Source organism: Kribbella sp. NBC_00359 (genome assembly GCF_036097425.1).
Classification (GTDB): Bacteria; Actinomycetota; Actinomycetes; order Propionibacteriales; family Kribbellaceae; genus Kribbella.
Map to the genome: position 1 here is coordinate 8,411,090 of NZ_CP107975.1, position 13,496 is coordinate 8,424,585.

At 69.4% G+C, this 13,496-nt stretch carries 7 protein-coding genes; 2 read left to right on the forward strand and 5 right to left on the reverse strand.

Translation table 11 applies throughout. The annotated features are described in order from the left end of the window. Positions 1–151: 151 nt before the first annotated feature. Complete coding sequence (locus tag OG876_RS40675) at positions 152–2,782, forward strand: family 78 glycoside hydrolase catalytic domain (RefSeq protein ID WP_328522072.1); 2,631 nt, start codon at positions 152–154, stop codon at positions 2,780–2,782. On the opposite strand, the gene trmB is transcribed toward OG876_RS40675, so the two are convergent. After that, complete coding sequence (trmB, locus tag OG876_RS40680; RefSeq protein WP_328522073.1) at positions 2,763–3,410, reverse strand: tRNA (guanosine(46)-N7)-methyltransferase TrmB; 648 nt, start codon at positions 3,408–3,410, stop codon at positions 2,763–2,765. The two genes, OG876_RS40675 and trmB, sit on opposite strands and share 20 nt — an antisense overlap. Positions 3,411–3,486: 76 nt before the next feature. Continuing rightward, entirely contained in the window at positions 3,487–6,486 is a 3,000-nt protein-coding gene (locus OG876_RS40685; protein ID WP_328522074.1) for a bifunctional [glutamine synthetase] adenylyltransferase/[glutamine synthetase]-adenylyl-L-tyrosine phosphorylase, read from the reverse strand. Positions 6,487–6,676: 190 nt separating this feature from the next. Here OG876_RS40685 and OG876_RS40690 point away from each other — a divergent pair, with 190 nt between their 5' ends. Then, positions 6,677–7,171, forward strand: coding sequence for a hypothetical protein (locus OG876_RS40690; RefSeq protein ID WP_328522075.1), 495 nt, complete (start codon positions 6,677–6,679; stop codon positions 7,169–7,171). Positions 7,172–7,264: 93 nt separating this feature from the next. Here the strand turns inward: OG876_RS40690 and OG876_RS40695 are convergent, their stop codons facing one another. From OG876_RS40695 to glnA, 3 genes are all read right to left on the reverse strand, one after another. Next, the gene (locus OG876_RS40695) at positions 7,265–10,912 is read right to left on the reverse strand and encodes an outer membrane protein assembly factor BamB family protein (protein ID WP_328522076.1); all 3,648 of its coding nucleotides are present in this window, start codon (positions 10,910–10,912) and stop codon (positions 7,265–7,267) included. Beyond that, positions 10,909–11,988, reverse strand: a complete 1,080-nt coding sequence (locus tag OG876_RS40700; protein WP_328522077.1) for a HupE/UreJ family protein — start codon at positions 11,986–11,988, stop codon at positions 10,909–10,911. Before OG876_RS40700 ends, OG876_RS40695 begins: the two co-directional genes overlap by 4 nt. 82 nt (positions 11,989–12,070) lie before the next feature. Then, entirely contained in the window at positions 12,071–13,411 is a 1,341-nt protein-coding gene (gene glnA, locus OG876_RS40705) for a type I glutamate--ammonia ligase (RefSeq protein ID WP_328522078.1), read from the reverse strand. Positions 13,412–13,496 lie beyond the last annotated feature (85 nt).

Sequence of the window (13,496 nt, forward strand, 5' to 3'; positions counted from 1 at the left end):
TCAGGTTTCGCGATGTGAGACGACAAATCGCGAAGTGAGACAAACGATCATTTTCGATCACCCACGGCCGGATCTGGTCACAGTGTTGAAAGCTCGCCGCCCGGCCGCCTACGGTCCTCGAGGTGCCTAGCCGAGCCTGAGGAGCCGCCTGATGCCAGATCTGCCGGACGGTTGGACGCCTGGTGGGCCACTGACCGCCCGATCCCTCAAGACCGAGTACGCCGTCCGGCCGCTGGGGACCGAGGTGACCAGGCCGCGGCTGAGCTGGATCGCGACCGCTCCCGGGTACGGCGCGACCCAGACGGCGTACCAGATCCTCGTCGCCACCGCGCCGGAGCTGTTGACACCGGAGAGCGCCGACGTCTGGGACTCGGGCAAGGTGAGCTCGGCGCGGACCTTCGGCGTCGAGCACGAGGGCCCGGTGGCGCCGCGCACGCGCTATCACTGGACCGTGCGCCTGTGGGACGGACTCGACCGGGCCGGCGAGTGGGCCGCGCCCGAGTGGTTCGAGACCGCTCTCCTCGACGAGGGGTTCGCCGCCGCGCGCTGGATCGGTGGCGAGGTGGACAGCGCTCCGCTCCTGCGCCGGGGCTTTGCGGTCGACGGGACCGTACGCCGAGCGCGGCTGTATGCGAGCGGCCTCGGGTACGCCGATCTCCGGCTCAACGGTCAAGCGGTGAGTGACGCCGTCCTCGACCCCGGCTTCACGGCGTACGACCACACCGTCCTCTATGTGACCCACGACGTCACCGACCTCCTGCAGTCCGGTGACAACGTGGTCGGCGCGGAGCTCGGCCGTGGGTTCTTCGGTCTCACCAGCCCGAACGTCTGGCGCTGGCACCAGACACCATGGACCGCCGAGCCACGCCTGATCGCGCGCCTGGTGATCGAGTACGACGACGGCCGCGCGACCGAGGTGGTCACGGACGAGTCGTGGCGCATCACCGGCGGCCCGACCCTTTCCGACTCCCTCTACACCGGCGAGACGTACGACGCCCGCCGCGCGCTGCCGGGCTGGGACGCGCCCGGCTTCGACGACTCGACCTGGTCGACCGCCGCGCAGGTGGACGCACCGAAGGGACAGGTGCGAGCCCAGGAGCACGAGCCGATCCGCGTCATCGAGACCGTCCCCCCGACGGACGTGACCGAGACCCGGCCCGGTGTGTGGATCGTCGACTTCGGCCGGACCGCGGCCGGCTGGACCAAGCTCCGGGTCACCGCCGATGCCGGCACCACCATCAGCCTCACCCATGGCGAGACGGTTGCTGACGGCAACGTGGTGGCGGTCAACGGGCATGTCGAGGGCGACCGCATCCAGCGCGACGAATACATTGCCGCTGGCAACGGCGTCGAGGAGTGGGAACCCCGCTTCTCCTACAAAGGCTTCCGTTACGTCCAGGTCGAGGGCGTCACCGAGCGTCCCGACGTGCTGATGCGGGTCGTCCACTCCGACGTTCGCCCGGTGACCCGGTTCACGTCGACCCAACCGTCGTACGAACAGTTCGACCAGGCGATGCGCCGGACGATCCTGAGCAATCTGCACGGGATCCCGACCGATACGCCGTTCTTCGAGAAGAACGGGTGGACGGGTGACGCGCAGGTGGGCGGGCCGACGATGCTGGCCACGCTCGACTTGGCGCGGTTCTTCACCAAGTGGCTCGGCGACATCCGGGACAGCCAGGCGGAGTCCGGGCAGTTGCCCGTGATCGTCCCGTCCAGCGGCTGGGGTTTCACCGACCTCTCCCTCGCGACCGAGTGGCCCACGGTCTATCCGTTCCTACTGCGCGAGCTGTACCGCTGGTACGGCGACGAGCGGCTGCTGCGTGAGCACTGGGAGTCGCTCACCCGCTACCTCGCCTGGGAGCTCGATCGGGTCGAGGACGGCCTGTCCGTCAGCGTGCTCGGCGACTGGCTCCCGCCGGGCTTCGGCAGCGGTCCGGCGCCGGAGGACCGGCGGCTCACAGGTACGGCGTACCTGTACCGGGCCGTGGTCGCGGCCGCCGAGATCGGCGACATCATTGGCCAGCCCAACGACTATCGCAAGGCGGCGGCCGAGCTCGCCGACGGCCTGAACCGCGCGTTCCTGGATCGCGCGGCCGGGCGCTACCGCTCGGCCGACGACCCGGACTACCGGCAGACGTCCAACGCCGTACCGCTCGCGTTCGGCATGGTCCCCGGCGAGCTGGTCGAGCGGGTCGCCGGCAACCTGGCCGCGGATGTGGAGGCGCGCGGCTTCCATCTCAACACCGGCTGCCTCGGCGTCGGCGTACTGCTGCCGGTGCTCACCGCGCACGGGTACGGCGACGCGGCGACGAAGGTCGCGTTGCAGCGGACGTACCCGAGCTGGGGCTACTGGTTCGACCTCGGCGCGGACACGATGTGGGAGAAGTGGGAGGACGACTCGCGGTCACGGAACCACTATTTCCAGGGCACGGTCGTGGAGTGGATCTTCGAGAACGTGGCCGGCCTCCGCAACGTCGACGCGGGCTGGGAGCGGATCGTGGTCCGGCCGGACGCGCGCGGCGAGGTGGACTCCGCGAGCATCCGGACCGAGACGATCCGCGGCCGGGTGTCGGTGGTGTGGAAGAAGACGAGCCGGGTGCTGTCACTGGACGTGCAGGTCCCGGTCGGTACGACGGCCGAGGTCCACGTACCGTCCGCGGCCGCATCGGACGTCACCGCCGTACCGGCTCCGCTGGCGGGCGAGGCGTCCTACCAGGACGGGTTCACGATCTACACAGTGCCGGCCGGGCAGTGGAGCTTCACGAGCCGGTCGGCGTGACCTTGGTGTAGAGGAGGTCGCGGCACTCGCGGCCCTCGGCCTGGGCGCGGGACTCGAACTTGGTGACCGGCCGCCACTCGGGTCGCGGGGCCCAGCCGTCGTACTGGTTGCGCAGGGCCGGCTCCGCCTCGCAGACGTCGCGCATCTGCTCCGCGTAGTCCGCCCAGTCGGTTGCCAGATGCAACGTCCCGCCGGGCTGCAACCGGGACGCCACCAGCCGCACGAACGGCGGCGTCACCAGGCGGCGCTTGTGGTGCCGCTTCTTCGGCCACGGATCCGGGAAGTAGATCCGTACGCCGGCCAGCGCGCCGGGGGCCACGTGGTCACGGAGGAAGTCGAGCGCGTCACCGTGCAGCAGCCGGACGTTGTCGAGGTCGTACTTCTCCATCCACAGCATCAGCTGGCCGAGGCCGGCCGGATACACCTCGGCGGCCAGGTGGTTGACCTCCGGCGCCGCGACCGCGAGCTGGGCGGTCGCGTCGCCCATTCCCGTCCCGATCTCCAGCACGGTCGGCGCGTCGCGCCCGAACCACTCGGGCAGATCGACCGGTCCCGGCGGCAGGTCCTCGAGCCTGTGGCCCAGCTCGGACCAGCGCGTCTCCCACACGCGCCGCTGCCCAACCGTCATCCGCACACTCCGCCGGACGTGGCTGAATACACCTTCCTGCCTGACCTGATCCACCGCATCCACCAGCACGAGTCTATTAGTCGTCCCAGAACAGACGAGCGACGGTGTTGTGGGCGTGGCGGGTCAGGCGGAGGTAGTCGTCGGAGAAACGGCTGGATTCGCCGGGTGAGTAGCCGCAGATCTGGGCGACCGCGGCCAGGTCGCGGGGGTCGCGCGGGAGGGAGTCGCTGGGACGGCCGCGGACCAGCATGATCGCGTTACGGATCCGGGAGGCCATCTTCCACGCGGCTCGCAGCGTGTTCGCCTCGGCCGGTTCCACCAGGCCCGCCTCGACGGCCGCGTCCAGTGCACCGAGCGTGCGCGTCGTCCGGAGGCCAGGGACCCGGTGCGCCTCGCGGAGCTGGAGGAGCTGGACCGTCCACTCGATGTCGGCCAGACCGCCGCGACCGAGCTTGGTGTGCGTGCTCGGGTCCGCGCCGCGCGGCAGGCGTTCGGCGTCCACGCGCGCCTTGATCCGGCGGATCTCCATCACGTCGCGCTCACTGACGCCGTTCGCCGGGTAGCGCAGCGGGTCGATCAGCTCCCGGAAAGACTGGCACAGCTCGGCGTCACCACAGAGCGGATCGGCGCGCAGCAACGCCTGCGCCTCCCACACCGCGGACCAGCGCGCGTAGTAGGACGCGTACGACGCCAACGTCCGGACCAAGGCGCCCTGCCGGCCCTCGGGACGCAGATCGGCATCGACCGCGACGGCCGGGTCCGCGCCCGGCAACGCGAGCAACCGGCGGAACTCCGTCGCCGCCTGGGTGGCGAAGTCGGTGGCCGCCTTCTCGTCCGCACCCGGCTTCGGGTCGTGGACGAACATCACGTCCGCGTCGCTGCCGTACCCGAGCTCGTGCCCGCCGAACCGGCCCATCGCGACGATCGCCATCCGGGTCGGCTCGGGCTCACCCTCGGCAATCAAGCGCTGTGCGACAGCCCGCCGCGCGACGTCCAGGGCGGTGGTCAGCGTCCCGACCGAGATCACGGTGAGCGCCTCCCCGACCGCCTCGATGTCGAGCATGCCGGACAGATCCGCCGCGGCCACCCGGAACAGCTCGCGCCGCCGGACCGCCCGGATCGCGGCGACCGCGGCCTCGGGCTCGTCCTGCCGGCGGGCGGCGGCGGACATCTCGCTCAGCAGCGCTTCCCGCGTTCGCGGCACGAGTTCGCGTTCGTCGGCGAGCATCGCGGTCGCTTCGGGCGCGCGCTGTAGCAGGTCCACGGCGTACCGGCCGCTCGCGAGCAGGTGGGCGAGCCGCTCGGCCGACGCGCCCTCGTCGCGAAGCTGGCGCAGGTACCACGGCGTGGACCCGAGCGCGTCGGAGATGGTCCGGAAGGCGAGCAGCCCCGCGTCCGGATCCGGCGACTCCGCGAACCATCCGAGCATCGCGGGCAGCAACGCCTTCTGGATCGACGATCGCCTCGACACACCCTCGGACAGGGCCTCGATGTGCCGCAACGCCGAGGCGGGGTCCGCGTACCCAAGCGCAGTGAGGCGCTGCTTGGCGGCCTCCGGGGTCAGCCGCACCTCGCCGCCGGGGATCCGGGCGACGGCCGCGAGCAGTGGCCGGTAGAACAGCTTCTCGTGCAGCCGTCGTACCTCGAGCGCGTGCTTCTTCCAGGCGGCGGTCAGGTCGCCGACCGGGTTCTTCGTGAAACCGAGCGAACGGCCGAGCCGGCGCAGGTCGGCCTCGTCGTCCGGCACCTGATGCGTACGGCGCAGCCGGTACAGCTGGATGCGGTGCTCCATCGACCGGAGGAAGCGATACGCGTCGGCGAGGACGGCGCCGTCCGTGCGGCCGACGTACCCGGTCTTGGTGAGCGACTCCAGCGCGACGAGCGTCGTACCGCTGCGGACCGCGTCGTCGCTGCGGCCGTGGACGAGCTGCAGGAGTTGTACGGCGAACTCCACGTCACGCAGACCGCCGGGGCCGAGCTTGAGCTGGCGATCGACGTCGGCCGCGGGGAGGTGGTCGACGACCCGACGCCGCATCGCCTGGACGTCGTCGACGAACCCCTCGCGATCGGCCGCCGACCACACCAGCTCCGCGGTCTTCTCGGCGTACTGCTGACCGAGCTTGGCGTCGCCCGCGACCGGGCGAGCTTTGAGCAGCGCCTGGAACTCCCAGGTCTTGGCCCAGCGCTGGTAGTACGCGAGGTGGCTGTCGAGGGTGCGGACGAGCGGGCCGGACTTGCCTTCCGGGCGCAGCGCGGCGTCGACCGGCCAGAGCGTGCCCTCGCCGGTGTGGGCCGAGCAGATCCGCATCGCGGCGGCGGCCAACTGGGTCGCGGTCTTCAGCGCGGGCGCCTCCGGCTCACCGTCGAGCGGCTCGGCGACGAACAGTACGTCCACATCGCTGACGTAGTTGAGTTCGCGGCCACCACACTTGCCCATGGCAATGATCGCGAGCCGGCAGTCGGCCGCGCCGGGGTGCGCGGCGAAGTACTCGTTGCGGGCGATGTGCAGGGCGGTCTCCAAGGCTCCCCCGGCCAGGTCGGCCAGTACGGCGGCCACCTCGTCGACCAGCAAGCCCTCGGCGAGGTCACGTGCGGCCAGCCTCAGCAGCAACCGCCGATACTCGATGCGCAGCGCATCGACCGGGTTGTCGGCGTCGACCGCGGTCACGAGCTTGGCCGCGACGTCCTCGACCGACGGGCGCGCGCCGGCCAGCGCGGGGTCGGCCAGGTCGTACCAGTGCCGCGGATGGACGCCGAGATGCCGCCCGAGAGCCTCGCTCGCGCCGAGGACGTACACCAACCGGCGCCGGAAGCCGTCGTCCATCTCAAGCGTGCGCGTGAAGGCGGCGACGTCGTACTGATGCCGCTGCAGCGCCTCGACCATCCCGCACAGCCCGTGCAGTGCGAGGTCCGGATCCGCCGACTCCGACAGAGTGGTGATCAGCTGCTCGGTGGCCATCGGGCTACGGGTGTCCAGCGCGTGCAACTGCTCCAGCATCACCCCGGCCCGATGCGGATCCCCGAAGCCCAGCCGGGCCAGCCGGCCTTCCCACGAACCCCTCCGAGCCTCAGCCACCTCTGCAGGCTACCCAAGCGCACCCACGCGCCAACCCCCGGGCGTCAGCTCTACCAGGCCCCTCACACCTGCCGCGCGGGCTCCCGCGTGACACAATCTCGATGAGTGCGCGACCTGATTGCGAGGGGATTGCGATCAACACACGGAGTTGCCTGGCATATTCGGGCTGTAATCGGCATGATGGCTTCTCATGGTCATGATGACGGGGTCGCTCGCTGTTCGGGGCACGGTGGTCTGGTTGACGCCCCAGCAGGGCGGGCGAGTGTCCGGGCCGCCTGAGCCGGATTACGACTACGACTACACAGCCACCGCGTACCTGCCACCACGGACGGCGGAGGACGGTCAGGCAGGGATTGCGCTGCGCCGGTTCGCGCCGGGCGCCTGGCGGACGCAGGCCGAGGGCATTCTCGTGCCGGCCAAGGGGAATCGGGCCCAGCAGGTGATCCCCGGCTGCCTCGTGGTGATCACCGAGGGAGTCCGCCCGGTCGGCCTGCTCACGGTCGAGGAAGTACACGCCCTCGCCCCCGACGGAACGCCGGTGATCCCGGCCGTGGAAGAGCCGCCGATCCAGACGCTCACGCAGCCGTCTGCGGACGAGCCGCCGTACCGGCACTCCACGGCCGCGTCCCGGTGGACGTCGCAACACGCCTCGGACGACGTGCCACCACAGCCCGCCGAAGTCTGAACGCCCTCTGTCAGCAACGGGCTGCCGGTGCTCGACCGGATCGCGGCCTCGCCCCGGCAGCCCGTCAGGCTGCTCGAAGTGCGGATCGGGAGATCAGAAAGCGAACTGGTTCAGCACTGCGAACTTGTCCGTCGCGCCCTCGTTGGAGATCGCGACGACTCGCCGGGTGATGGTGTGTGAACCACCTGCCGGCAGGTCCAGCTTGAACTTGCTCATCGTCCAGATCGCCTGCGAGTACCCGGTGAAGTCCCCGCTGCCGGCGCCGTACACCAGCCCGTAGGTCTGGTTGTCCGCACTGGTCCCGGACTGCCCGATCCAGCGCTTCGCGTCCGGAGTCTGCGCGAACGGGCCGCCGCTGGTGACCGGCGCGTTGCCCGATACCGCCGAGCGCGACCCCGGACCGTCGTGATCCAGCGCATCACCGGCCCACACCGTCAGCGGCGTACCCGTCGCGTTGGTGAAGGTCGTCGCCGCGGTGACGAACTGCTCGTCGGCCGTCGCGGTGTACGTCGTGACGACCTTGAGGTTCGCATTCTCCGCCGAGGCCCCGGTGACCTGGACGACCGCCTTCTCGCCGGTGTTCTCGACGATCCGGACGTCGGTCGACCGCACCTGCAGTTGCTGCCAGGCGCTGCCGCCGCTCGGCTCGGTGGTGCTGACGTACGGCAGGTTGATCCAGTCGAGCTGGTCCGGCTGCCCGGTGATCGCCATGTCGACGACCTTGCCCGGAGTGGACGGGCTCATCTGCGGGTCCTGGAAGACCTTCGCGATCGCCATCGCCAGGTGCTTGTTCTCGATCACGATGTCGCCGACACCGCCCTCGACCAGACCGCTCGGCAGCCGCTTGCCGATACTCGCGTCGACGTTCACCGGCGCGACTTCCAGGTCCACTGTCACGGTCCCGCTGTCGCCGGCCTCGATCTCCTTGGCCGCCGTCGCGTACCCGAGCTGGGCGACCTGGACGCTGTACTTGCCCGCGCCCTGCGACAGCCCGACCTGGTAGTTGCCAGCGGCATCGGTCGTGGTGCGGCCGACCGCCGTGCCGCCGTCCTGCATGATCAGGACGGTGCTGTTCGCGGCGGGGGCACCGGTGGCCTTGTTGGTCACCTTGCCGGCCACGAGCGGCCACGGCTTGGCCGTCGTGCCGCCCGGCGTGAAGGCATACAGGTTGCCGTCGAGGGCTCCCGCGACCACGGTGTTGCCGCTGACCGCCGGACCCGCCGACACCCAGGTGCCGATGTCCTGCGACCACAGCGGCTGGCCGGTCCGCGCGTCGAGCGCGTAGAACCCACCGCTGTTGGCGCCGACGAACAGCGTGTTCCCGGACAGCGCCGGCGAGGTGAAGGAGCCTCCCCGGTACTGCGAACCCGGCAGCAACTGATCCCAGATCACGGCACCCGTCGTCGCGTTCAACGCGGTGACCGCGCCACTCGGGAAGGACATGTAGACCGTGTTGCCCTCGATCGCGGCGGCGGACGGGGTCGCGCCACTGCTCACCAGCGACGAGTGCGAGCTGGTGTAGGTCCACAACGTGGCTCCGGTCGCGCCGTCGCGGGCGACGATGCCGTTGTTCGAGCCGATGAAGACCTTGTCGTCGGCCGCGGACGGGATGCCGTCCTGCCAGCCGCCGAGGGACTCGGTGCCCTGCCAGAGCTTCGCGCCGGTCTTCAGGTCGTACGCGATCACCCGGTCGGCGGTCTCGTTGCCGACGTACACACGCCCGTCGGAGACCGCCGGCGTGCCGTCGCTCATCGTGGCGCCGGTCATCGGAGCGGCCCAGACCCGCTGACCCGTCTTGGCGTCGAGGGCCAGCAGCAGACCGGTCGCGGCCTCACCGAACCGGGTCTGGTACGGGAACAACACCTTGCCATCGGCAACGGTCACCCCGTAGTAGCCGTAGGTGCGCTGGTTGTTCCCCTCCGGCGCGGCCTCGGGGTCGTGCCGCCACTTCAGCTTGCCGGTCTTGGCGTCCACCGCGAACAGCGTGCCGCGCAGGGTCGGCACGTAGACGAGACCGTCCGACACCGCCACGCTGCCGTGCACCGACGACGGCACGGTGTAGCTCCACAGCTTCTTGCCGGTAGCCAGCGAGACCGCGTGGACCGCGCTGTTGCCGTCGCCGTTCTCGTCCCGCGTCCCGGCGTACACGACGCCGTCGACGATGGCGGGTGAGCCGGTCAGGAAGGTGCCCTCGGTCCGGTATGACCAGGCCAGCCGCTGACCGGCGGCGATCGCGTCCTGGGCGACGCCGCTGTGCGACGCGTCGCCGTGGTGCTGCGACCAGTCCGCCCCGGCGACCGGCTGGATCGCCTTCTCCGCGGTCAAGGTGAAGTCCGACGTTCGTGTCCAGGTCGCGCCGGTCTTGTCCGCGGCCTCGACGACGATCCCGTGCTTGCCGGTCCGCACGCCGCGCGGAAGGTCGGCGTACCAGGTGAACTCGCCGGTCGGCTGGAGTGACCGCCACGAGCCGTTGTCGAGCTTGTAGCGGACCCGGACCGGTGCGTCGCTGGTGTCGTACGCGTTCACCTGGATCCCCGGGAACTTGTCCAGCGGGACCGTGGTGCCCGGCGCCGGTGAGACGACGGTGAGGTCCTTCTCCGCGCCGTAGATCCGGAACGGGTTGTCGAAGGTCTTGTTGTCCATGTGCACGAACCGGAACCCGCGGGGCGAGTTGTCGATCGTGTACGAGCTCGACACCGTCTGGATGTGCTTCGCGGTGCCGGCGAAGTCGCTCTTCGGCTCCACGTCGTTGGAGTGCTCGTGGCCGACCAGGATCAGCTCGGCGCCGTACTGCTCCAGGACCTTGCCGTACTCGTCGTACACCGACGGCGAACCGAACGGTACGTTCATCGGCTGGTGGGTCAGCACGACCAGGTGCTTGCCACGCTTCATGTTGCGGGCGAGGTCGGCCTTGACCCACTCAAGTTGCTCGGCGAACGGCGCGGCCCCGTTGTTCTCCAGCACCAGGAAATGCCGGTCGCTGTAATCGAACGAGTACCACTCCGGTCCGACGTGCTTGCGGTAGTTGTTGATCCGGGCCGCGTACGTCGCTCCCGCGGCGTACTCGTGGTTGCCGACGGCCGGCCAGACCGGGACCTTCGACTTCGCCGTACCGGCCTGGTAGAACTCGAACTCCGCGTCGGTGGCGTTGTTCGTCAGGTCACCGCTGACCTGGATGAAGGCGAGGTCCTGCTTGGTCGAGTTGATCTCGGTGATCTGCTCGGGCAGCTGGGCGTTCACATGCGGGTCGGCGACGTTGCCGAAGGTGAAGCCGCCACTCGCGGACTTCTTGTCCTTGCGGAGGCCGAAGTCGACCTGCTTGCTGTCGCCGTCGGCGAGCTGACCGAGGTTCCGGAAGAACTTCGGAGTCATGGTGTCGTCGGTGCCGACGGTGTAGCCGGCGGGCTGGGTGACGAACACGAGGTCGACGTTTCGGCGCTCGACGTCGGTGGTGAACGTGTAGTGGCCCTGGGCATCGGTGACCGCGAACTGCTGACCGTCCGACACGCTGACGCCGGGGATGCCGACCTCACCGTTGTCGATCCGGTTGTCGGCATCGCGATCCTCGAAGACCGTGCCGGTGATGGTGGCGCTGGGCCCGTCAACGGCGTCCGCGACCACGCCGGTGAGGGGTACCGCGACGACCAGCACGGCCAGGCCGGCGGTGACCCCGTACAGAAGCTTGTGCCACCTCGTTGTGGCGGGTTGATGATCGTTCGACCTGTGTGACAGGCGGATCATGTCAGGAAGAACCTTTCTGCGAACCAGTAGAGGCCGAAGGCGGCGACGACCCCGGTCGCCGAACGCACCGCCGGGACCGCGACGCGGGTCCGGCGGATCAACAGGACCAGTGGGAACACGGCGAGCAGCAGCAGCGCCTGACCCGTCTCGATGCCGACGTTGAAGCTCAGCAGCGAGACGAGCAGTTCGGGACTGACCTGATCGGTGATCCGCAGCGACCCGGCGAAGCCGAGACCGTGCAGAAGACCGAAACCGAAGACCACCGGGAGCCGGTGGCGGGTGGAGCCGAGCAGGTTCTCCACCGCGACGAAGGCGATCGACAGCGCGATCAGCGGTTCGACGATCACCGCCGGCACGGACAACCCGCCCAGCAGGGTGGAGACCAGCGTGACGCTGTGCGCCACGGTGAACATCGAGATGACCTGCAGCAGACTTCGCAGGCTGGCGGCGCCGAGAATCAGCGCGACCACGAAGAGCACGTGATCGAGCCCGAGCAGGATGTGCTCCACACCCATCTTCCCGAACTGCACACTCGAGCTGGCCATCGTGTTGTCGCCGACGCCGAAGTCGTGATGCGAGCGATCGAACACGGTCCGGCCGGATCCACCGGCGAAGGCGTATTCGGCCAGGTTGGTGTGATCGTCGGCGACGGCCTCAGCCGTGTCGAAGACGTCGTACCGCAGGCTGAACGCTCCGGTCGATCCCGGGCAGTCGAACACCAGCCCGAGGTCGGCGTATGCCTTGGTGGCCCGCTGCCCCACGGAGGTCGTCTCGAGCGCCGACTCACATGCGGCCCCGTCAACCGAGACGACCACGCGGTCGTGCAGGTACCCGGCGATCCGCTCCTTGGCGTTGTCCAGCGCCTGCGCCCGCTGACCGTCGTCGGTCACCGGCCCGCCGAGATCCACGGCCCGCCCGAGTACGTCGTACTCCAGGCTGAGCAACCAGGTCACGCGACTGCCGTCCTGGTGCACGGTCGAGTAGCCAGTCGACGCGATCACATGCGCCGAGGCCGACGACGCTCCGCCAACGAACAGCAGACCCACTAACCCGAAGACCACCAACAGGCGCCGCATGAGACCCGATCCCACGCGACGCCGGCGACCACTGGGTGACGCCGCAGGAAACTATTTGCCGCCATGACGCGGCAAACAGTCACTAGAGCACGGGCAACAGCTTGTTCAGCTCGAAGGGGGTGACCTGGCGGCGGTAGTCCTGCCATTCGGCCCGCTTGTTGCGGAGGAAGAAGTCGAAGACGTGCTCGCCGAGCGTCTCGGCGACCAGTTCGCTGTCCTCCATCGCCTGGATGGCTTCGGCGAGACTGCTCGGGAGCGGCTTGATGCCGAGGGCCTTGCGTTCGCGGGCGGTCAGCGACCAGACGTCGTCCTCCGCCTCGCGCGGCAGCTCGTACCCCTCCTCGATGCCCTTGAGCCCAGCCGCCAGCATCAGCGCGAAGGCGAGGTACGGGTTCGCCGCGGAGTCGAGCGAGCGGAACTCGACCCGGCTCGACTGTCCCTTGTGCGGCTTGTACATCGGCACCCGGACCAGCGCGGACCGGTTGTTGTGCCCCCAGGAGATGAACGACGGCGCCTCGTCACCGACCGCGAGCCGCTTGTACGAGTTCACCCACTGGTTCGTCACCGCGGTGATCTCGGCCGCGTGGTGCAACAGGCCGGCGATGAACGCGCGCCCGGTCTTGGACAACTGGTACTGCGCGCCGCCCTCGAAGAACGCATTCCGATCGCCCTCGAACAGCGACATGTGGGTATGCATGCCGGACCCGGGCTGGTCACTCAGCGGCTTCGGCATGAAGGACGCGTAGATGCCCTGCGACAGCGCGACCTCCTTCACCACCACCCGGAAGGTCATGATGTTGTCCGCGGTCGACAGCGCGTCGGCGTACCGCAGGTCGATCTCCTGCTGGCCCGGCCCACCCTCGTGGTGACTGAACTCGACCGAGATCCCCATCGACTCGAGCATCGTGATCGCCTCACGGCGGAAGTCGTTCCCGATCCCCTGCGGCGTGTGGTCGAAGTACCCCGACGAGTCGACCGGCTCCGGCGTCGTACCGGGCGCGCCGACGAGCGACTTGAACAGGTAGAACTCGATCTCGGGGTGCGTGTAGAAGGTGAACCCGAGGTCGGCCGCCTTCGACAGCGTCCGCTTCAGCACGTGCCGCGGGTCGGCGAACGACGCGGACCCGTCCGGCATGTTGATGTCGCAGAACATCCGCGCGGTGCCCATCGTCTCGCCCCGCCAGGGCAGGATCTGGAACGTCGACGGGTCCGGCTTGGCCAGCATGTCCGCCTCGGTCACCCGGGCGAACCCCTCGATCGCGGACCCGTCGAAGCCGATCCCCTCGGCGAACGCGCCCTCCAGCTCGGCCGGCGCCACCGCCACCGACTTCAGGAACCCGAGCACGTCGGTGAACCAGAGCCGCACGAAGCGTACGTCGCGCTCCTCCAGCGCGCGCAGCACGAACTCCTGCTGCTTGTCCATCAGTCCACCTCCAGATGTGAAGCCCGCACACAGTGTGCCCCGGCTCTGTTAAGCAGACGTTACGTGCTGCGGGCGACATCCACCC

Excerpts from the sequence above, each read along its gene's own strand:
- OG876_RS40695 (WP_328522076.1), bottom strand. The coding sequence starts at position 10,912 with ATGATCCGCCTGTCACACAGGTCGAACGATCATCAACCCGCCACAACG.
- OG876_RS40675 (WP_328522072.1), top strand. The coding sequence starts at position 152 with ATGCCAGATCTGCCGGACGGTTGGACGCCTGGTGGGCCACTGACCGCC.
- trmB (WP_328522073.1), bottom strand. The coding sequence starts at position 3,410 with ATGACGGTTGGGCAGCGGCGCGTGTGGGAGACGCGCTGGTCCGAGCTG.
- OG876_RS40690 (WP_328522075.1), top strand. The coding sequence starts at position 6,677 with ATGGTCATGATGACGGGGTCGCTCGCTGTTCGGGGCACGGTGGTCTGG.
- OG876_RS40700 (WP_328522077.1), bottom strand. The coding sequence starts at position 11,988 with ATGCGGCGCCTGTTGGTGGTCTTCGGGTTAGTGGGTCTGCTGTTCGTT.
- glnA (WP_328522078.1), bottom strand. The coding sequence starts at position 13,411 with ATGGACAAGCAGCAGGAGTTCGTGCTGCGCGCGCTGGAGGAGCGCGAC.